The sequence below is a fragment of the Bowmanella denitrificans genome (genome assembly GCF_002887595.1).
Classification (GTDB): Bacteria; Pseudomonadota; Gammaproteobacteria; order Enterobacterales; family Alteromonadaceae; genus Bowmanella; species Bowmanella denitrificans.
On the sequence record NZ_PEBU01000007.1, the window covers coordinates 68,791 to 88,635 of the forward strand.

Sequence of the window (19,845 nt, forward strand, 5' to 3'; positions counted from 1 at the left end):
TTGAACCCGAAAACCCGCTTTTTCCGTATTCTTGCCCTGAGTTCTTACATAAGTTTATTGCTATTTAGCATATTGTGGCATTTTGTTCTTACCACTGAAGGACAATATTCCCTGCTATTTTTGTTTTTAATGTGGGTACTTCCCTTGCTTTTGCCACTGCGTGGTATTTTGCAAGGCAAACCTTATACTCATGCCTGGGCTAACTTTATTTTGATGTTTTATCTTCTGCATGGCCTGACGGGCATATATGCTTTGCAGCAGGAGTATTGGTACGCCGCCATCGAAGTCTTATTGGCATCACTGGCATTTATTGGCTGTAGCTTCTTTGCCAGATTACGGGGACGGGAGCTTGGCCTTGGCTTGAAAAAGCTAAAGGAAAACAACAGTAAGGAATGAGGATGAAATACAGGCTGTGTTTGTCTTGCATAGGGATATTGACGGCTTGCGGTGGTGGCAGTAATAACTCGGCACCGCCTGCTCCGCCGCCAGTTGACAATAACAGCGCCAGTATTAATGGACCACAAAGCGCCCGCGCGGGTGAGTCGGTGGCCCTTCTGTTATTAGCCGAGGGGATGCCGGGCCGAGTTAGTTGGCAGCAAACGGCCGGTCCGGATGTGTCCCTTGTCTCAGGTCAGAGTCAGGTGCTGGCTTTTGACGTGCCTGAAGCGGGCGATTTTGCATTCACGGTCAGTTTTGATACCAATCAGGGCCGCCGCTCTCTTGACTGGCAATTCAGTGCCGCTCCCTCTGATGAGGTTAAAACCAATGTAAGATTGGATCATCTGGCCGCAGAAGGCGCCAATGTATCTCTGCATGCTGACGCCAGTCAGGAGGTAAAATCGGTTACCTGGCAGCTGTTGTCCGGTCCCAATGTAACAACAGAGCTGAGTACGAATGGTCAGTACCTGTTCTATTCTGCGCCACAAGTTAACCAGGATACACTGATGCACTGGCAGGCTACCGTCACATTAGTCGATGGTAGCACTGATACGGATGATGCCTGGGTAATGGTTAAAAACGTTAACGCCAATTCCCAAGGGTTCTTCCCAAACTACAGAAATACCGTCAGTAGCGAAGCCCATGCCTACCTGCCTGATTCGCCCTACGCAGACCATTTGGTGGATTGTACTTATAACAACCAGATTGCCAGTTCATGCCAATTTTCACGCCTGCCCATGCTGGGCACAGAACATCAGGCTCCAGCGATTCAGCAGGTGCTTGAACGTCTTGTGGTCACCCATGACTGGATGGGGGATAACTTTAAGCACTACCTGGAAGAGTCGGATCCTGAAGTCACAGCAGATATGCTTAAACTGCTGCGCGCCACCACCGCCGTGGTCATAGGTTATGATATCCGCCCCTCCTTCTATTGGACGGCAACGGGGGCGATTTATCTGGATGCAGCCAATTTATGGCTTAGCCCAGAACAACGCGACAGCCTCAACGATCAGCCTGATTATCGCAGTGATTTTGGCAATGATCTGCGCTTCTATATGCCGTGGCGCTACGTTAAGGACAATCAGTATTATCTGAGCAGTTATGCCAAATCACCACGCCAGCATCGGCGCTTTGCCGATATGCAGGCCAGCCTAACCTGGTTGCTTTACCATGAATTGGCCCATGCCAATGACTTTTTCCCTTATCATAGCTGGAGTGCCCTGGCAGCGGGTGAGAGTCCTCTTGCCTATAGCAATGAACACGGCCCCTCCTCCGCAACCTTCAGCCAACGCTATCCCCTGCTGTCGGCACAGATGAAAGGATTGGCACAAGTCAGTTTTGCTGGGCAGACAGCCAATGCCACCCAAAGGGCTTATTTACCAGACGATGTGGCCAGTTTCTTCGCCCCGGATCGGGCGGTTGCCTACTACAGCTACTCCACAGAACGGGAAGATTTCGCCAATGCATTTGAGATGTTTATGATGTCTTATCGCTTGGGCGTACAAGCAGATACCGGGGTGGTAGGTACAAAGGATAATCCACAGGATCTGGTTAGCTGGGGTCAGCGTAATCGTCAGAATCTTCCCGCCATTCAGCCCAGAGTCGATTTTTCCGTGCAAAACATTCTGCCACAGCTGAATATCGCCCAGGCACGGCAAAATATGCCAGCGGCAAGACTGCTGCCAGAGGGCGTAGCCTGGAGAGAGACGGTTGATCTGGATGGCAGCGCCGAGAACGTATCTGGGCTAAATGGGCATATCAAGAAAACTGTCAGGACACCAGCCGACCGCCCCGTCCCTTATCAACATTAGGTGGTCAGGGAGCGTTACAGTCCCAGTACTTTTTTTACAAAAGGTATGGTCAGTCTGTGTTTTTCCTGCAGGCTGGTGGCATCTAACTTGTCCAATACCGCTAACAATGCCGGCATATCACGATGACAATGCGTTAACAGAAATCGTGCCACCTCTTTGGGCATCGTCATGCCACGCCGATGCGCCCGGCTGCGCAGTGCCTCCATTCGCGATTCATCATCAAGCGGGCGCAAATGAAAACTCAGTCCCCAACTTAAACGAGAACGCAAATCAGCCAGTGCCAGAGGCAAGTGGGTGGGCCCTTGCAGGCCACTTACCAGAATGCGCCCGTCGCCCCGCTCCCGTACCCTATTGATCAGGTCAAATACCGCCGCTTGCCAGGCGGATTGTGCGTTAAGCAGGTGAATATCATCCAGACAAATCAGCGCCACATTTTCCAAATCGGCCAGTAAATCCGGGTGCAGCTCAGCCAGATTTTTAAAACCAATGTAGGCACAAGACAGGTTGTTACTTGCGGCAATACTGCAAACACTGTAATGCAGGTGGCTTTTACCTGTACCTGAGTCACCGCTGATATAAGTGATAAAAGGAGTGGGCTGCGGTTGCTCTAACCATTGTTGCAGGTGACTCACCACCTGTTGATTATCACCGGCAATAAAACTATCCAAGGTTTCATCATCGGGTAACTGCAATGGCAGAAACAACTGCTTGTTCATCAGGGAACCCAATTATATTGCAAAGTATCAACGGGTTGACCGAATTGGTCGGTTTGCCGCTGGAAGTGCCGTTCCAGACTAATGGCGTTAAGCAAATCCTGTTCACTGCCAAGTAACCGCACGGCAAATGTGCTGATAGCATCTTGCTGCTTAACCAGATTAACCTGCGATACCACAGATAAACTGGATAACAATTTGCTGACCTCAACGTACAAGCTCAGATCGTTAATGTTGTTAAACTGCAGAAGGACGACATTGCCTTGCACGGCTCCCTCGTTGTTAATGGCATAACGCAAAGCAAGCTTATCTGCATGCAAGTCCATTAACGCAGTCAACAGTTGCTCCGGATTATCAGCGGTTAAGCTCCCTGCATCCCTGTCCTGACCAAGCGCAAAATTCCAATCCAGTTGCCAGGTCATTGTCTGTCCGCTATTCACTACAGAGTCCACTTGCGCATTCTCGGCCTCAGGATTGCCCCTGTTGACATACAAACGGGCCAACAAAACAGCTTCAACCTGATATCTGCTGCTGGCATCTACCACTGAGTCTATAAATCGCCCCCAGACATCGTACACACCAATCTTTGAAAGATCGTCAAGGTCAAGAATAGGTAAGTGAACCGCAATGCCGCGCATCTGCACTGTATCAAGAATTTGCTTACGATGGTCAGAGCTGGATTGTTCAGACAACAAACTGCGCTCCCCATTCTGAGGATTTTCCACCGCCAGCCACAGCAAACTGGAGGGGCGGCGACTGCCCCATACCGGAAATCCAGCAGAACGCACGAGTTCATCGATACGTTCGTTATCAAAGGTTGCCACGAAGTAACTTTGCCCTTCACGGTTATCAAAACGATATTGACGGATAAAACTCTGCGCATCATCCACTTTGTTGCGGATGATTTGACTGTCAAGAATATCGCGATTGCCGCGCACTTTAACCAGCACCTGCCGCATCGCATCACGACTGGCCTGTTGCTGGGCTTTGGGGGATTGTTGAGCTATTGGCACCCTGGCATCATACAGATTTGGCACCATGGCCGCCTGGACCGTCAACGCCACCCAGTACAAACAACCAATGCAAAGCAACCAAACCTTCTTCATGCCTTGATGTCTCCATTCCATAAAGGCGCTATTGTCATTGAAAAAGCAACAAATTTCATCTTTTCTTTGCCATAGCTGTGCTGGCTGTTCATACCACAAAGCCGATACCCAAAGCGTTGCTAAACTGCTAAAATCCGCTGCAAATTTTTCCCGCCAACTATTTTGAGGTCCATTGTGAGCGAGTCCAAACCCTCCCTGAGTTATAAAGACGCTGGTGTAGATATTGATGCTGGTAACCAATTGGTAGAACGCATCAAAAGCGTTACCAAGAAAACCCAGCGTCCTGAAGTGCGCGGTGGACTAGGTGGATTCGGCGCACTTTGCGCAATTCCGCAAAAATACAAAAAGCCCCTGCTGGTATCAGGTACTGACGGTGTCGGCACTAAGCTGCGTCTGGCCATGGACCATAACCGTCATGACGGAGTGGGAATTGACCTGGTCGCCATGTGCGTCAACGACCTGATAGTACAAGGTGCTGAACCCCTGTTTTTCCTTGACTACTATGCAACAGGCAAACTCAATGTCGATACCGCCGCAGACGTGGTCACGGGCATTGGTAAGGGCTGCGAGCTGTCTGGTTGTGCGCTGATTGGTGGTGAAACCGCAGAAATGCCGGGTATGTACCATGGCGATGACTATGATATCGCCGGATTCTGTGTTGGCGTGGTTGAGGAAGAAAACCTGATTGATGGCAGCAAAGTGCAGGCAGGCGATGCCCTGATTGCCGTCGCATCATCTGGCCCGCATTCCAATGGGTTCTCCCTGGTACGGAAAATCCTGGAAGTCAGCCAGGCTAATCCTGCAGATGATCTGCAAGGCAAAGCCATTATAGATCATTTGCTTGAGCCAACCCGCATTTATGTCAAGCCTGTGCTGAAACTGATTGACGCACTTCCTGTGCATGCTATTTCACATATCACTGGTGGTGGTTTCTGGGAGAACATTCCGCGCGTATTGCCAGAAAACACCAAAGCGGTTATTGACGGCAGCAGCTGGCAATGGCCGGTTATTTTTAGTTGGCTGCAAGAGCAAGGCAATGTCACCCAGCATGAGATGTACCGTACCTTCAACTGCGGCGTAGGTCTGGTCATCGCGGTACCTGCTGACAAAGCCGCAGAAGCGGTCTCGCTGTTAAACGCAGAGGGTGAAAATGCCTGGTTACTGGGTAAGGTAGAAAACACTCAGGATGCCAATCAGGTTGAGATCCGCTAAGCCATGAAATCCATTGTTGTATTGATTTCCGGCAGCGGTACTAACCTGCAAGCTATTTTGGACAACATAGAGGCCGGCCGTATTCACGGCCGCGTCACAGCGGTCATTTCCAACCAGGCAGACGCTTATGGACTGGAGCGTGCTCGTCAGGCAGATGTACCGGCTTTAGTGTTGAGCCATAAAGATTACGCAGACAGAGAAAGCTATGATCAGGCTCTGATGGCCCAGATTGACCAGTATCAACCTGATCTGGTGGTATTAGCTGGCTTTATGCGCATTCTCAGTGAACACTTTGTGCAGCATTATCTGGGCCGCATGCTAAACATACACCCCTCTTTGCTGCCTAAATACAAAGGCTTACATACACATAGGCGCGCTATTGAAGCCAACGATACTGAGCATGGTGCCACAGTGCATTTTGTGACGCCTGAACTGGATGGTGGCCCGGTGATTATTCAGTCCAAAGTGCCGGTTTTTGCCACAGATAGTGAGGAAGAGCTGTCACTTCGGGTGCGGGAACAGGAACTCCAGCTCTATCCACTGGTCGTAAAGTGGTTCTGTCAGGACAGATTAAGGATGAATGATGGTCAAGTTCTGCTCGATGATAAACCTGTACCTGCCGAAGGCTACGCTGCGGATTAATGTTTTACTGTTGGGACTGCTGATTCCGCAGTCCCTGTTGGCGCTCGAGCTAACCCCTTTTGAGGCGCATTACCAGGCAAGCCGCAGTGGCATGAACCTGGGTAAAGCCAGTCAAACCCTTACCCATCTGGGACGTAATCAGTATAAATTTGCTTATCATTCCGAAGCCTCTTTTCTGTTTTTAAGTGATAAGCGTACAGAAGAAAGCTTATTTAGCCTGGTGGATGGCAAACTGGTGCCCTACAAGTACCATTTCAGTCGCTCCGGCACAGGTAAAGATAAAGCCATCAGTCTGGTATTTGATGCACGTCGTCAGCAGATTCAGGTCAATGCTGACAACACTTTACCCTGGCAAGGTGAAATAGATAACCAGCTATATCAGTTGGATGTGCGCAGCGGACTGGCCAAAGGCGAACAAGAATTTGCCTACCAGACCATCAATGATCGGGGCGAGCTGCGTCAACAGAAATTCCGGGTGGTTGGTAAAGAAACGTTAAAGTTGCCCTATGGTGAACTGGCTTGTATCAAGCTGGAAAAAGTCCGCGAAGACAGTCCCAGGGAAACCTTTATTTGGTTCGCTCCCAGTCTCGATTACCAGATGGTACGTCTGCAGCAATTTAAAGAGGGCGATGAACAAGCTGATATACAGTTGACGAAATTCAGCCGTTAGCCAGTGGTGTAGATTTGTCAGCCCTTCCCCGCTCAATTCGGACTTTGCACAAACCTTCCCTCAGCCCTGTATAAAGGGCCGACAAACTGTTGAAAAATCAGACTCAAAAGATCGGCATGTTCTAAAATCAGCCTAATCCCACTTGATTTTTTGCGCTATTGAGCCTATTTTCTCGTTACATCTGGTCAGACCTCTTACATTTGGAGTTATCATGCAAAGTCTATTCTGGCTGGTGCTGGTGATTGCGGCCCTGGGCGCAGCCAGCTACTGGCGATTAAAACTCAATATTGCCACCTTATTGGTGGCGGCTGTGCTGGCGGCAGGCAGTATCGCCGGCCAGGTTGGTCAGCTTAGCTGGATCCTGTTTTTACTGATCGCCCTGCCATTGAATATCAGTACCGTACGTAAGCAATATATCAGCGCCCCATTTTTAAAGATCTACCGTAAGATTATGCCTGAGATGTCACGTACTGAGCAGGAGGCCATTGATGCTGGTACGGTATGGTGGGATGGTGAAATATTCAGTGGCAAACCTGACTGGCAAAAACTACATGCCATTCCGGCCGCCAGATTGTCAGCCGAGGAACAGGCCTTTTTGGATGGTCCGGTGGAAGAAGCCTGCCGAATGGCCGATGAGTGGGAAATTAACCATAAACGAGCCGACCTGCCGCCGGAGCTCTGGCAGTTCCTGAAAGACAATAAGTTTTTCGCCATGATCATCAAAAAGGAATACGGTGGTCTGCAATTTTCAGCCTATGCCCAGTCCAGGGTACTGCAGAAACTGTCTGGTTCCGGCATCGTATTGGCCTCAACAGTAGGCGTGCCTAATTCTTTAGGCCCGGGTGAACTGCTGCAACACTATGGTACACAGGAACAGAAAGACCACTATCTGCCTCGCCTGGCCAAAGGTGAGGACATTCCCTGCTTTGCCCTGACCAGCCCGGAAGCCGGCTCTGACGCAGGTGCTATTCCAGATGTGGGTATCGTTTGTAAAGGTATATGGGAAGGTGAAGAAGTACTGGGCATGAAGCTCACCTTCAATAAGCGCTATATCACCCTGGCACCTGTTGCGACTATTGTCGGCCTGGCATTCAAACTGCAGGACCCTGAAGGTTTACTGGGTAAAGAAAAAGATTTGGGTATCACCTGTGCGCTGATCCCTTCGGATCTGGAAGGCTTGGATATTGGTCGTCGTCATTTCCCATTGAATATTCCGTTTCAGAACGGACCGGTGCGCGGCAAAGACTTGTTTGTGCCACTGGATTTCATAATCGGTGGGCCAAAAATGGCTGGCCAGGGCTGGCGCATGCTGGTGGAATGCTTGTCGGTTGGTCGTTGTATCACCCTGCCCTCAAACTCGGCAGGCGGCACCAAATCTGTGGCACTGGCCACCGGAGCCTATGCGCGCATTCGCCGTCAGTTCAAACTGCCGGTGGGTAAAATGGAAGGCGTTGAAGAAATGCTTGGTCGCATTGGTGGTAATGCCTATCTGATGGATGCCGTCACCAGCATGACCACAAAAGCATTGGATATGGGTGAGAAACCTTCGGTTATCTCCGCTATCTGTAAGTATCACCTGACCGAGAAAATGCGTCAGGTAGTGAACGACGCTATGGACGTACATGGTGGCAAAGGCATTATTCTTGGCCCCAACAACTATATTGGTCGCGGTTATCAGGGTGCTCCCATTGCTATTACGGTAGAAGGTGCCAATATCCTGACCCGCAACATGATGATCTTTGGTCAGGGCGCAATGCGCTGTCATCCTTACGTGCTGAAGGAATTGTACGCTGCTGCCAATGATGATCAACAACAGGCTTTGGAAGAGTTTGACGAAGCTCTGTTCGGTCATATCGGCTTTACCATCAGCAACAAAGTGCGCAGCTTTTGGTTTGCTCTGACGGGGGCCAGATTGGCCAGTGCACCTTTCAGCGATGAAACCAAGGGTTACTACCAATCCATTGAACGTTATGCCACTAACCTGGCGTTTTTGTCAGATGTTGCCATGGGAGTCTTGGGTGGTGAGTTAAAACGCCGTGAGCGCCTGTCAGCGCGCTTAGGCGATATACTCAGCTACTTATATCTGGCCACCGCGGTACTCAAACGTTACGACGATGAGGGCCGTCAGAAGGCGGATTTGCCACTGGTACATTGGGCGATGCAGGACAGTCTGTATCAGACCGAAGTGGCCATTGATGAATTACTGGATAACTTCCCGTCCAAATGGCTAGGCAAGGCTCTGCGACTGGTGGTGATGCCATTTGGTAAGAAATACGCCAGACCATCTGACAAGCTGGATCATCAGATTGCCCAGATCCTGCAAACCCCCTGTGACAGCCGTGACCGGTTAGGCAAAGGCCAGTTCTTGAGTCGCGAGGAAGGAAACCCTGCGGGCCTGCTGGAGCAAGCCCTGGATGACATCCTGGCGTCTGAACCGCTTTACGATAAAGTGTGTAAAGCGGCCAAGGAGCGTCTGCCCTTTATGCAGCTAGATAAAGTGGCTGAACGAGGTCTGGAACTGGGTGTATTGACCGAGCAGGAAGCTGAGCTGTTAAAACGTGCTGAAGCAGAGCGTCTGCGCACTATCAATGTAGATGATTTTGACAGTGTTGAACTAATGGCAGATAAAAGTCTGCTGCAAACCGACAAAAAGAAATCGTCCAGAGCAGCGTAAACTGCACAAGCATTGCCAGGCCCCGCTTTGATGCGGGGCTTTTTTTGCAATCGCTATAAGAATAAGATGCAAAGCGCGCTGCATTCTGTGACAAGCGCGATAAGTCAAATGGCCGTACAGACCATTCACGACAGCTCGTCTGTTTACACACGCCATCTGCATGACGCAGCAATCAGATTATGACCACGAACCCGGCTGTATAACTACCAGTACTTAAGAATTTAGTTTGAGAGGAATAACAGGAAAGTGGCGGAGCGGACGGGACTCGAACCCGCGACCCCCGGCGTGACAGGCCGGTATTCTAACCAACTGAACTACCGCTCCACTTCCTTTTTAAAATCAATCAGTTAAACACTGGCGTTTGCTCCCGTGCTCAACTGGGCGCAGATATTACGGGTTCCCCTTGGGTGAGTCAACCGCTTTTTCGCACTTTTTATGACAAAAAAGCCTTTCCCCATGCCGTTTGCAGCTTATTTAAGCAAACTGCATAAATAGCCAACAGCAGCGTGCAGATTTCAGGCTTTAGGTGGCGTTTCCGCTTTGGGTTTGCGTTTTGGAAGCTTTACCGACGGCATTCTGAGCTTAAACTTTACCGGCGATTTAGAACCGCCTTTTTTTCGCCCCAGAGTCAGCCAAATTGCCAGACCACCAACTATCAGCAACAGCACATTAGCCACGATGATGGTTGCCCATATATTACTTTGACTTTGTTGGTCGACACCCAGATCATCAATGGGTGTATTTGTAATAGGTTGTTCGTCAGCCGGCACAGGTTGTAACTCTGCCGCCCCCTCTCCCGGCACAACACTCGTATCCAGGGCAGCTAATTCGGGTTCTTCAGACAAGAAACTGAACTCAGGTACATCCAGAATAAAGTCGCGCCCATCGGTGGTATTACCGTAGGCTGTAATTTTGACCCTGAATACACCATATTCGATATTCAGAATTTCATGCATTCTGGCCTGTTCAGAGCTATCAGTAATAGAAAAACTCTGCACGTCACCATTTGGATAACGAATCTTACCATCCACCAGCAAACTTCGGATGTCCACCAATTCCCGGTCAACGTCAATTGACAGTCGGTGTCGCCCATCCCCTTGATCTTTCTCCACTGCCATCCTGACAGGATTAGGATGCAAAACCAGTGGCTCTTTGACCTCTTCGCGGGTAAACATTGGCGTGCTGACCCGATAAATGGGCTTCCACTGCCCTTCGGTAATATTCAGATTAAATTGCCCCGTGAATATGCCATCCATAGGGTATTCATCCATGCCCATGCCATTATCTTCGTAGCGGGCCACCAACTGGGCGTCGGCACCAAAGTTGGTGAAATTGGGGTTATTGGTACTAATAAACTCCACTGTTAATTCCACCACATCACGAAACTCTTTGTACTCAATGGGCTTACCGCCATTGGTTAGATGCGCTTTGAGTTTGATGATTTCGCCGGAAAACAACAGGCTGGGTAAAGGATCTGCCTGAAGCTGAATATCACTGACAACCATTACGCGACTGTCTGGCAACATCTGTCCAACGGCCTGCCAGGGGCCGGGCATCGGCTGCTTGATCCTGACCATGTCATAGGTGGCATCGTCATACCACTCAATACTGTCGGGATGTTCATCACCCTGGAATATTTTGCTGCCATCCGGCCTGACCAGCACGATAGGTGCAGTACCGTATTCGCGGAAGAAGATCATGGTGATTTCATCCACCTGATAGTCAATGCGAAAGCGGTTTTGCAGCAACTGGATACTATTAAGATACTCATTCCCCAACATCGTCAGCGGGGAAGGTTTAGCGGGCTCAATAGCCGGGGATTGTTGGGCCCATACAGGTGCACAGGCCAGACAGAGCAGCAGAATACTGTTTTTTAGCATATTAGTCCGCAGGTTGACGCCACAAGCAAGCGCCGCCCTTGGCTTCAATCAGATCCAAACGGCGCTCGTGTTCTTCCAGTTCATCGGCCGAAGCGCGCAGAACCTTTAGCGGCTTTCTATCTGCACTTAACAAGCGCATCACTTCTCCCTGGTTGTCACTGCCTCCGCTATTACCACTAAGATTTAAATTTGTTTGCCCACCTGTCATTAGCAAATAGACGTCGGCCAGAATCTCCGCATCCAACAAAGCGCCGTGCAGGGTTCGATGGGAGTTGTCTATGCCGTAGCGGCGGCACAGGGCGTCCAGGTTGTTTTTCTGCCCGGGGTGTAATTGCCTGGCCAGTTGCAGCGTATCCAGCACTGAGCAGATGCTGTGGGTAAAACCAGCGGGTTTGCCCAGCATGGCATATTCGTGATCCATAAAGCCTACGTCAAACGCGGCATTGTGAATCACCAACTGAGCACCACGAATAAAGTCTTCAAATTCCTGAGCAATGTCCCGGTACAGCGGCTTGTCTGCCAGCATTTCATTGGTAATGCCGTGGACCTCAATGGCTTCCTGCTCCACTTCACGCTGCGGATTGATATACACATGGAAGTGATTGCCGGTCAGGCGTCTATTGATCACTTCTACACAGCCAATTTCAATGATTCGATGTCCCTGCTTGGGATCGATGCCGGTAGTTTCCGTATCCAGTACTATTTGTCTCATGGGCGATGGCCGTTAACACTATGCATTACAGATTGGGCTTATTATACTGCTCCCTTTTGCCCTGTCTCGGCAAATCTTGCTGAAGACATCTTCCCATGGGCGGATGGACGAACATGAAGAAAGTACAGATTTTTACCGACGGTTCATGCCTGGGTAACCCAGGCCCGGGCGGCTATGGCGCGGTTATGCGCTATGGCAGCCATTTAAAAGAGCTCAGTGCCGGTTACCAGCTCACGACCAACAACAGAATGGAAATGCTGGCCGCGGTTGCTGCCCTGCGTATTCTTAAGGAGCGTTGTGAGGTAGAGCTGACCACAGATAGCCAATATCTGCGTCAGGGCATCACGCAATGGATAAAAAACTGGAAAAAAAACGGCTGGCGTACCGCTGACAAGAAGCCGGTCAAAAATGTCGACCTGTGGCAGGCGCTGGATGAACAGGCCAGCAAGCACAAGATCCAATGGCATTGGGTTAAAGGCCATGCCGGTCACCCGGAAAATGAACGCTGTGATGAACTGGCCCGTCATGCCGCGCAAGGCAAAAAGCTGCAGGAAGACAAGGGGTTTCAGTCCCAGTAGCCGATGAGTTTTCCCATATTCAGATTCTGCTCCAGTCGTTGGTGGGCAGTATTGAGCTCAGGAGCGGCATACACAGTGTCTACGCAGACCTTAAGTTGCCCTGTTGCCAAAGCATCTGAAAACGCGTTCCAGAAGCTCTGGATTAACTCAGACTTATAAGCATCGCTGCGATTGCGCAGCGTTGATGCCATCAAACTCGCTCGTTTCGCCAGCATCATCGCCATATCGAACTTTTCCGTGTAGCGTCCCCCCAGCAGGGCAAGCTGCACGATACGCCCATCCATATTCAGACACCTAACATTGGCATTCAGGTAATCGCCAGCCACGACATCGACAATCAGATCCACGCCTTGCCAGCTTGCCTTTACAGTATCAGTAAACACTTCAGTGCGGTAATTGACTAACAGCTCCGCGCCCAGTCCCTGGCAAAAACTAAGCTTTTTTTCATCGGATGCAGTGACAGCCACTCTTGCGCCTGAATGGCTGGCAAGCTGAATGGCGGCACTGCCCACGCCACTGGCGCCGGCATGAATCAGTACCTTTTCTCCGGCCTTTAATCGGCCTAATGTGAACAGAGCCTGGTAGGCTGTCAAAAACACCTCAGCACAGCCGGCAGCCTGATACATATCCATTGTCGCTGGCACAGCCATCAAATGTTCGGCATGCACTGCCACATATTGGGCATAGCCACCACCTGCCACCAAACCAAAGACCTTATCACCAGGTTGCCATCTACTTGTCGCACCGCCCGATTTAACCACCTCGCCTGAGATTTCCAGGCCTAATACCAGGCTTTCTCCCTTGGGAGGTGGATATTTGCCTTGTCGCTGCAGGGTATCGGCCCGGTTAAGGCCAAAGGCATGCACTTTAACCAGCACCTGATGGGGGGCTATCTGTGGAAACTCAGCCGATTCAATACACAAGGTGTGATCCGGAGTCTCGTGCGTAATCTGCAGCATCATAGAACCTCAAATCCTGTCAGAGATTGGCACGCCACCTCAGTTTGATTTGTGTGGGTTACCTCACTGCCGGGAGGCCCACCTTGCACAAAATCACATAGAGACATAACGGCTTTAGGCTCGCCACAAGCCAGCACTTCCACAGAACCGTCGGGTAGATTCCTGGCAAAACCCGTCAGTCCCAGTTCAAGCGCCCGCTTCTGGGTATTTTTACGAAAAAATACCCCCTGAACTTTGCCCTCAACTTGTATTCTTATGCATAGCTTCGCCAAGTGCGGATTCCTTCTGTACAATGCCGGCAAAATTGGCGGTAACCCGCCGCCGTTGAATTTATGGATTATGCTATGTCATCCACTTTAATTTTGCATCCGGAGCGGGACAAATCCCTGCTCAGACGCCACCCCTGGATTTTCGCCAGTGCTATCAAGTCACAAAGAGGTCGCATGCGTCCAGGCGATACCGTTGATGTGCTCAACCATGATGGCAAGTGGCTGGCCCGCGCTGCCTGGTCACCACAATCTCAGATCCAGGCCAGGGTCTGGACTTTTGACCAGCATGAAGTTATTGATAACGCATTTTTTCTGCGCCGCATTCAAACTGCCCTGCAGGGGCGTCAGGAACTGATCGGCCGTCAGGGACTCAGCGGATTTCGTCTGATTGCCGCCGAGTCAGACGGTCTGCCCGGCGTTACCATAGATAAGTACGACCATGTGCTGGTTTGCCAACTCCTTAGCGCAGGTGCTGATAAACATCGGGACAAGATTGTCTGGGCATTACAGAAGTGTTTTCCCGAATGCGCCATCTTGGAGCGCTCTGATGTGGCGGTCAGAAACAAAGAAGGACTGGAGCCGCTGGTTCAGGTGCTGTCCGGTGAGGTACCAGAGGAAGTCGTGATTGAAGAAAATGGCGTCAAGATTCTGGTCAATCCCTTTACCGGACACAAAACCGGTTTTTATCTGGATCAACGTGACAACCGCGCCATTGCAGGACGCTATGCCAAAGATAAGGACGTACTGAACTGCTTTAGTTATACCGGAACTTTCGGCAGCTATGCGCTAGCCGCCGGAGCCAGACATGTCACCAATCTGGATGTCTCTGAACCGGCCCTGGCCCTGGCCCGGCGCAATGTCCAAATCAACGACCTGGATCTAGCCAAATGCGACTTTATTCAGGTCGATGTATTTCAGGCGCTGCGGGACTACGTACAACAGGGAAAGCAGTTTGACCAGATTATTCTGGATCCCCCCAAGTTTGTTGACAGCAAAGCCAGCCTGAATCGGGCCTGTCGTGGCTACAAGGACATCAATATGCATGCTATGCAGATTATCCGACCGGGCGGTATCCTTTGCACATTTTCCTGTTCAGGCCTGATGCCTACGGACTTGTTCCATAAGGTGGTGGCAGATGCCGCGCTGGACGCGGGCAGACAGGTACAATTTCTGGAGAGGCTGGGACAGGCCGCCGACCACCCGGTTGCCAGCACCTATCCCGAAGGATTCTACCTAAAAGGCCTGGTTTGCCGGGTTATCTGACCGCGAAGGGGTGTTTAAACCGCCCCTTATCAGCTCATCTCAATAATCTCTACACCCACCATATAGCTGCTGTCAGAACTGGCGGTACAGCGCACCACTCTGGCTTTGGCATTCAGGGAGGGGATCTGGCTGTTACTTGATTCCAGTAACGCCTGCACCATAGTGCCGGGCTCAATGGACTCTTCCACCTCGAACGACATACCTGTTGCACTGAGATCCTTGCAAATCGCAGATAAAGAACGACTGGACTCATCGTCCGTCAGTTTTAATTCGCAGGCGGTATTGACCATCATACGAAAGAAATCGCGCTTATCGTCGTAGCCCAGCATCACCATCCCCTCAGGTTATAAATTAACTCAATTCTTTATATTGTGCCGTTTGAGCCTTGTCAATCTCGGCTGACAAAACTATAGCTGATCCAAATGATTGAGGATGCGTTTTTCCGATATTGGATACGCAGTACCCAATTGTTGAGCAAACAGTGATACCCGCAATTCCTGGATCATCCATTTCACCTCAAGCAGCCCCTGGCTCGCTGGTTGCCCCTTGGGAAGCTTGTTCAACTTAGCCTGCCATTGCTCCTCCACCCTGCTCACGATAAGCTGCTGCTGTCGGTCACGACTGGGATCTACCGGCAATTTCTCCAGACGTTTAGCAATCGCTTGCAAATAACGGTTCCAGTCATCCAGCCTGGCAGTGCCTATGTCGGTAACAAAGCCAGCATACACCAATGCATCCAGATTCGCTTTGATATCCCCCACGGCGTTGATCATATTCAGGGGCACATTGCCCTTGAGCTTCTTATGTATTTCATGCGCCAGAGTCAGGCCTTTCTCCACTTTGATGGCAATGGCCAGCACAGTGTCGTTCAGTTCCCCGCGTATAATTTCATGCAACTGCTCAAATTGCTGCGGCTCCCGGATTTGCTCAGGGTTATTCCCCATCAACTGGTCAATGGCAGCACTGATGCAGTCGTCAATCAGCGCCTTAATCTGCCCGAATGGGTTAAAATACAAACCCAGTTTGGCCTTGTTGGGTAACTTATCCTGCAGGTACTTGATCGGCGATGGTAAGTTTAATAGCAACAACCGCCTTAATCCGCTTCTGTGCGCGTCATTCGCCACATGCGGCTGATCAAAGAGTTTAATCGCCACACTTTGTTTATTGTCCACCAGCGCCGGGTAAGCCTTAACCTGAAAACTGGCTTGCTTATTGACAAACACTTCACTTAATTTGCCAAAGGACCAGTTGGTCAGGTCCTGCTGTTCCACTTCAGGGGTGGCCGCTTTTTGCAATGTTTTGCTCAGCTTACCCTGCAGTTTTGCCTGCAATTCCGGCAAATCCCGCCCTTGTGCAATCAACTTTCCATCTGGGTCCAGTACCTTAAAATTGATGCGAAGGTGATTCGGCAGTTCCTGCAGTTGCCATTCTTCTTCATCCACCTCGACCCCGGTCATCTTGCGTAGCTTGTTTGATAAGGCCTGCAGAAAAGGCTGCTCATTCTGGCTTAAATCGGCCACACAAGCCCTGGCATAATCAGGGGCCGGCACAAAATTGCGTCTCAGGCGCTTAGGCAAGGATTTGATCAGGCTCACCACCAGCTCTTCACGAAGACCAGGTACCAACCAGTCAAACCCTGTTGGTTGGACTTGATTCAATAACGGCAGAGGGATTAGCACGCTGACACCATCATCAATATCTTTTGGCTCAAAGTGGTAATCAAGGGCCAGGCTAAGGTTACCCTGATGCCAATTAGCCGGGTAATCCAGCTCGCTGACATGGCTGGCGTCCTGGCGCATTAACTGCTCAATATCAAAATTCAGCAGTGTTTTATCCTGCTGTTTGCCCCACCATTTACGTAACTGTGCTTCGGTGCAGATAGTCGCTGGCAGTAAACGCTGATAAAAAGCGACTAGATCTTCTTCATCCACCAATATGTCGCGGCGACGGGACTTGGCTTCCAATTCTTCGATTTGTTCCACCAGCGCCTGATTATGCTTAAGAAAGGCGTAATCCAGTTTGGTATCCAGATTAACCAGAGCTTCGCGAATAAAAAGCTCGCGGCAGGCAGCAGGGTCAATCTTGCTGTAATTTACCCGCCTGTCACGCACAATATCCAGGCCAAATAAACTGATACGCAATGACGCCATCACCGCGCCCTGCTTCTTCGACCAGTAAGGTTCACTATAATGGGATTTGGCCAAATGACCGGACAGTGACTCCAGCCAGGCAGGATCAATTTTAGCCACATCGCGGGCAAACAAACGTGACGTTTCAACCAGCTCGGCAGCCATTACCCACTTAGGCGCCGCCTTAGCCACACCAGAGCCAGGAAAAATCATAAAACGGCTGCTTCTGGCCCCCAGATATTCCCGCTCCTTATCTTTAAAGCCGATATGCGAAAGCAGTCCACTGGCGATAGCCTGATGGATAGGTTCATATTCAGCCGCCTGACTGTTAAGGCGAAAGCCCAGGTCGACAATCGCCTGCTTAAGCTGACTGACAATATCCTGCCATTCCCGCATGCGCAGATAATTCAGAAAGTGTTCGCGACACCATTTGCGCAACTGATTGTTGGTTAGCGCTTTTTGCTGCTGGCGAAATGCCTGCCACAATTGGTAATAAGAGAGAAAATCCGACTCTTTGTTGTGAAACACGCTGTGCGCCTGATCGGCAGCTTGACGTTTATCCTGAGGGCGTTCCCTGGGATCCTGAATGCTCAGGGCGGCGGCAATCACCATCACTTCCTGTAACGCCCCTAAGCTTGCCGCCTCCACCAACATGCGGGCGTAACGGGGATCCACCGGCAGCCTGGCTATCTGTCGCCCCAATTCCGTCAGTCTGGCCCGTTGCTCACCCTTGGCATCCTGAATGGCTCCCAGTTCCTGTAACAGCCTGAAACCGTCATTCACATTGCGTGAATCCGGCGCCTGAACAAAGGGAAAGGCGTCGATATTGCCAAGGCCCAACGCCAACATTTGCAGGATTACTGAAGCCAGGTTGGTGCGCAGAATCTCAGGATCGGTAAATTCAGGACGGCCCAGATAGTCCTGCTCGCTGTATAGTCGAATGCAAATCCCTTCACTGACCCGGCCACAGCGCCCGGCACGCTGGTTCGCTGAAGCCTGAGATATGGCTTCAATGGGCAGCCGCTGCACTTTACTGCGGGCACTGTAACGTGACAAACGGGCAAAGCCAGGGTCAATGACATACTTAATTCCTGGCACCGTCAGTGAGGTTTCTGCCACATTGGTGGCCAGCACAATACGTCTGCCGCCATGGGGCGCAAAAATACGATTCTGCTCAGCCGCCGACAATCTGGCATACAACGGCAAGATTTCAGTGGCGCGTAACTGGGCTTTTTGCAATGCGTCTGCGGTATCGCGAATTTCCCGTTCACCACTTAAAAATACCAATATATCGCCGCTGCTTTCCCGGCCCAATTCGTTCACGGCATCCAATATACCCTGAATTTGATCGCGGTCTTCCTCACCCTCATCCAGCGGCCGGTAGCGCACTTCTACCGGGTAGGTGCGACCGCTGACCTGTATTACCGGGGCATGATTAAAGTGACGGGAAAAACGTTCCGGATCGATAGTGGCACTGGTAATAATCAGTTTAAGATCGGGGCGCCGCGGCAACAGTTGTTTCAGATAGCCCAGAATAAAATCAATATTCAGGCTTCGCTCGTGGGCCTCGTCAATAATAATGGTGTCATACTGATTTAAAAACCTGTCCTGCTGCATCTCGGCCAGCAAAATACCGTCGGTCATCAGTTTAACGTAGGTTTGCTCACTCACCTGATCGGTAAACCGCACTTTATAGCCTACCGCCTGCCCCATTTGGCTTTGCAGTTCCTCTGCAATACGGTTCGCCACACTACGAGCGGCCAGCCGCCTGGGCTGGGTATGTCCGATCAGGCCGCGCACACCCCGGCCCAGTTCCAGACAAATTTTTGGTAATTGAGTGGTTTTCCCAGAGCCGGTTTCACCGGCCACAATAACCACCTGATGTTCGGCAATGGCTTTAGCAATTTCATCCCGGTGCTCACTGACCGGCAGATCAGGATAATCAATCTTCGGCACACCGTCTTTGCGTAGCTGACTGCGTTGTACCGATTGCAACACCTCATCGGTGAATGCCGCTAACACCTGAGATTCAGAAGACAGTTTCTGCAGGCGTCGCCAGAATCGGTGCCTGTCCACTTGCATGGATTGATTAATTAGCGCTTTTAGATTGGCAATAGACAAAGGTAAAGGGATCCGCACGTGCAACAGTGGGCGCAGATCCTAGAAGAAGGACGCATAGATTTCCAGACCTTATGCAGGTCAGTCGTGTAATTCCTGCTACACCGCCCGTTTATAACCGGCCTGCAGTTGTATATCTATGGCATGCAACACATCGGCGCGGGTAATGGCTCCCATCAGAAGCCCATCATCATCCACCACCGGGTAAACCTTGGGCTTTTCACCCAGCATTTTTTGTGCAAGTTCGATAATCGACATATAGGGCTTAATAGACAATACTTCTTGGCGCATAATGTCTGACACTCTGGCTACTTGTTCACGATAAAAACTCGATTCAAGCATTCTGGCCAGACAATCCTGCTCAGACAGAAAACCCACCAGCCGGCGCTCTGCATCCACCACGGGGCCACCTGTTTGGCGACTGTGCAACAACCTTTCCACCGCCTCTGCCACCGTCATATGCGGGGCAAAGGTCACTGGCCGACGATTCATATAATCACTGACTTGCAAGGACTCCATAAAGCCTCCCCTTTTGTTTTGAAGCACAGTGCCTAGCAACTGGTAGAGTAGCCGCCAACTGAACGACTATCACGCAGCAAAGCCAACCCAGCTAAGTCGCTGAAATAAGTTGGTATAAGTTAAGAGTAGACCCACAAATCAGGTTATTCACA

General features: G+C 50.7%; 17 protein-coding genes and 1 tRNA gene. 8 read left to right on the forward strand and 10 right to left on the reverse strand.

The window, feature by feature from the left end; translation table 11 throughout:
- Both CSR04_RS13830 and CSR04_RS13835 read left to right on the forward strand, forming a co-directional pair.
- Positions 1–396 carry a DUF2069 domain-containing protein gene (locus tag CSR04_RS13830; RefSeq protein WP_102796894.1) on the forward strand — a complete coding sequence of 132 codons (396 nt, stop codon included), beginning with the start codon at positions 1–3 and terminating at the stop codon, positions 394–396.
- A 2-nt stretch (positions 397–398) separates the two neighbouring features.
- The gene (locus CSR04_RS13835) at positions 399–2,249 is read left to right on the forward strand and encodes a hypothetical protein (RefSeq protein WP_102796895.1); all 1,851 of its coding nucleotides are present in this window, start codon (positions 399–401) and stop codon (positions 2,247–2,249) included.
- A 14-nt stretch (positions 2,250–2,263) separates the two neighbouring features.
- On the opposite strand, the gene hda is transcribed toward CSR04_RS13835, so the two are convergent.
- Together hda and CSR04_RS13845 are read right to left on the reverse strand one after the other, a co-directional pair.
- Entirely contained in the window at positions 2,264–2,965 is a 702-nt protein-coding gene (hda, locus tag CSR04_RS13840; RefSeq protein WP_102796896.1) for a DnaA regulatory inactivator Hda, read from the reverse strand.
- A complete protein-coding gene (locus tag CSR04_RS13845) occupies positions 2,965–4,068 on the reverse strand; it encodes a DUF2066 domain-containing protein (RefSeq protein ID WP_172449361.1) in 1,104 nt (367 codons plus the stop codon). Before CSR04_RS13845 ends, hda begins: the two co-directional genes overlap by 1 nt.
- A 174-nt stretch (positions 4,069–4,242) precedes the next feature.
- Here CSR04_RS13845 and purM point away from each other — a divergent pair, with 174 nt between their 5' ends.
- From purM to fadE, 4 genes are all read left to right on the forward strand, one after another.
- Positions 4,243–5,280, forward strand: coding sequence for a phosphoribosylformylglycinamidine cyclo-ligase (purM, locus tag CSR04_RS13850; protein ID WP_102796898.1), 1,038 nt, complete (start codon positions 4,243–4,245; stop codon positions 5,278–5,280).
- A 3-nt stretch (positions 5,281–5,283) separates the two neighbouring features.
- Positions 5,284–5,922 (forward strand): phosphoribosylglycinamide formyltransferase, encoded by a 639-nt coding sequence (purN, locus tag CSR04_RS13855; protein WP_102796899.1) that lies wholly within the window; start codon positions 5,284–5,286, stop codon positions 5,920–5,922.
- The gene (locus CSR04_RS13860) at positions 5,882–6,592 is read left to right on the forward strand and encodes a DUF3108 domain-containing protein (protein WP_102796900.1); all 711 of its coding nucleotides are present in this window, start codon (positions 5,882–5,884) and stop codon (positions 6,590–6,592) included. The genes purN and CSR04_RS13860 overlap by 41 nt, the downstream gene beginning before the upstream one ends.
- Positions 6,593–6,803: 211 nt before the next feature.
- Positions 6,804–9,266: an acyl-CoA dehydrogenase FadE gene (fadE, locus tag CSR04_RS13865; protein WP_102796901.1), complete on the forward strand. Its 2,463-nt coding sequence runs from the start codon at positions 6,804–6,806 to the stop codon at positions 9,264–9,266.
- A gap of 247 nt (positions 9,267–9,513) precedes the next feature.
- Here fadE and CSR04_RS13870 read toward each other — a convergent pair.
- From CSR04_RS13870 to dnaQ, 3 genes are all read right to left on the reverse strand, one after another.
- Positions 9,514–9,590: transfer RNA gene (locus tag CSR04_RS13870), tRNA-Asp, on the reverse strand.
- Between the two features lie 191 nt (positions 9,591–9,781).
- Entirely contained in the window at positions 9,782–11,146 is a 1,365-nt protein-coding gene (locus CSR04_RS13875) for a TIGR03503 family protein (protein ID WP_102796902.1), read from the reverse strand.
- Position 11,147: 1 nt separating this feature from the next.
- The gene (gene dnaQ / locus CSR04_RS13880) at positions 11,148–11,858 is read right to left on the reverse strand and encodes a DNA polymerase III subunit epsilon (protein ID WP_102796903.1); all 711 of its coding nucleotides are present in this window, start codon (positions 11,856–11,858) and stop codon (positions 11,148–11,150) included.
- 113 nt (positions 11,859–11,971) lie between these two features.
- Here dnaQ and rnhA point away from each other — a divergent pair, with 113 nt between their 5' ends.
- Positions 11,972–12,436, forward strand: a complete 465-nt coding sequence (rnhA, locus tag CSR04_RS13885; protein ID WP_102796904.1) for a ribonuclease HI — start codon at positions 11,972–11,974, stop codon at positions 12,434–12,436.
- Here the strand turns inward: rnhA and CSR04_RS13890 are convergent.
- Both CSR04_RS13890 and CSR04_RS13895 read right to left on the reverse strand, forming a co-directional pair.
- The gene (locus CSR04_RS13890; protein WP_102796905.1) at positions 12,424–13,398 is read right to left on the reverse strand and encodes an NAD(P)H-quinone oxidoreductase; all 975 of its coding nucleotides are present in this window, start codon (positions 13,396–13,398) and stop codon (positions 12,424–12,426) included. The genes rnhA and CSR04_RS13890 overlap by 13 nt on opposite strands.
- Positions 13,395–13,697, reverse strand: a complete 303-nt coding sequence (locus CSR04_RS13895) for an acylphosphatase (protein WP_342751384.1) — start codon at positions 13,695–13,697, stop codon at positions 13,395–13,397. Before CSR04_RS13895 ends, CSR04_RS13890 begins: the two co-directional genes overlap by 4 nt.
- Positions 13,698–13,739: 42 nt before the next feature.
- Between CSR04_RS13895 and CSR04_RS13900 the strand changes: the two genes are divergently transcribed.
- Positions 13,740–14,927 (forward strand): class I SAM-dependent methyltransferase, encoded by a 1,188-nt coding sequence (locus CSR04_RS13900; protein ID WP_102796907.1) that lies wholly within the window; start codon positions 13,740–13,742, stop codon positions 14,925–14,927.
- Between the two features lie 29 nt (positions 14,928–14,956).
- Here CSR04_RS13900 and CSR04_RS13905 read toward each other — a convergent pair whose 3' ends face one another.
- The 3 genes from CSR04_RS13905 to CSR04_RS13915 form a co-directional block, all read right to left on the reverse strand.
- The gene (locus tag CSR04_RS13905; protein WP_102796908.1) at positions 14,957–15,256 is read right to left on the reverse strand and encodes a PilZ domain-containing protein; all 300 of its coding nucleotides are present in this window, start codon (positions 15,254–15,256) and stop codon (positions 14,957–14,959) included.
- 78 nt (positions 15,257–15,334) lie between these two features.
- On the reverse strand, positions 15,335–19,195 hold the full coding sequence (hrpA, locus tag CSR04_RS13910; RefSeq protein WP_425427696.1) for an ATP-dependent RNA helicase HrpA: 3,861 nt from the start codon (positions 19,193–19,195) through the stop codon (positions 15,335–15,337).
- 78 nt (positions 19,196–19,273) lie between these two features.
- Positions 19,274–19,693, reverse strand: coding sequence for a CBS domain-containing protein (locus CSR04_RS13915; protein WP_102796910.1), 420 nt, complete (start codon positions 19,691–19,693; stop codon positions 19,274–19,276).
- Between the last annotated feature and the right edge of the window lie 152 nt (positions 19,694–19,845).